The organism is Parasphingomonas puruogangriensis (assembly GCF_036663635.1).
GTDB lineage: Bacteria > Pseudomonadota > Alphaproteobacteria > Sphingomonadales > Sphingomonadaceae > Sphingomonas.
This window is the reverse complement of the sequence record NZ_JAXOJI010000029.1, coordinates 1-1,293: the sequence shown is the minus strand read 5'-3', so window position 1 is coordinate 1,293 and position 1,293 is coordinate 1. Positions and strand designations below refer to the sequence as shown.

General features: G+C 62.5%; 1 protein-coding gene. It reads left to right on the top strand.

The window, feature by feature from the left end; genetic code table 11:
* Nucleotides 1-1,293 (top strand): HAD-IC family P-type ATPase (locus tag U1739_RS20950; protein WP_332710554.1); only part of this gene is annotated, 1,293 nt, incomplete at both ends.

Genomic DNA, 1,293 nt, shown 5'->3' with positions numbered 1-1,293 from the left:
GGGTCGCCGTTCGTATACAAAGATAATCGGCGAAGTGTTGCGCGAACCGATGCTGGCGCTGCTGTTGCTTGGCGGTGTCGCCTATCTGCTGCTCGGCGATTTGGCCGAAGCTTTGATCCTGCTGGCCTTCGCGACATTTTCGGTTGCGGTGACCGTCATTCAGGAATCGCGTACCGAGAATGTGCTTGAGGCGTTGCGCGACCTGTCAGCGCCGCGCGCACTCGTCATTCGCGGCGGCGAACGGATCCGCATTGCGGGACGGGAGGTCGTGCGCGGCGACCTCATCGTCGTCGAGCAGGGCGACCGGGTTGCCGCCGATGCCATCCTGATTGCCGCCAGCGACCTGCAAGCCGATGAATCGCTGCTGACGGGTGAATCGCTTCCGGTCGGCAAAATTGTCGGTTCCGCAGACGCGGCGGAGAGCGAACACCGGCCTGGCGGCGAAGACCAACCTTATCTGTATTCGGGGTCACTGGTTGCGCGCGGCAGCGGCACCGCGCTTGTGATTGCAACGGGCGCGCTCAGTGAGATCGGAAAGATCGGGCAGTCGCTCGCCACGCTCGATAGCGAAGCGCCTCGCCTGCGCACCGAAACCACGCGTATTGTGCGCATCGCTGCCATCGGTGGCGGATCGGTGGCGGTCCTGGTTGTGCTGCTTTACGGGTTGCTTCGCGGTGGCTGGATCGATGCGTTGCTGGCGGGGATCGCCATCGGTATGTCGCTATTGCCCGAAGAGTTTCCGGTCGTGTTGACGATTTTTCTGGCGATGGGCGCGTGGCGGATCGGGCAGGCAGGCGTGCTGACACGGCGTGCCTCGGCAATCGAGACGCTTGGTTCGGCCACGGTCCTGTGCACCGATAAAACTGGCACATTGACTGAAAATCGCATGGCGGTCGCCGAACTATGGATGCCGTCGGGTGAAACCGCCGCTGTGAGCGCAGACAAAGCATTGGACGACGCGTTCAGTGCGGTGATCGATACGAGCATATTGGCCAGCGCCGCCGAACCGCTCGACCCGATGGAAATCGCCATCCACGCAGCGAGCCGCGCGGAAGCTAGGCCCGCTGCGACGCTGGCGCACAGCTATGGCCTGCGGCCCGACCTGCTTGCTATGACCAATATTTGGCAGGCGGAGGGCGCATTTATTGTCGCCGCAAAGGGTGCACCCGAAGCAATCGCCGAACTTTGTCGCCTCCCTAAGGCGGAATGTGAAAAGATGATGGCCGCAGTCGATGCAATGGCCGCGCGCGGCATTCGCGTGCTCGGTGTGGCTCGTGCCGAAAGTTCGAATGA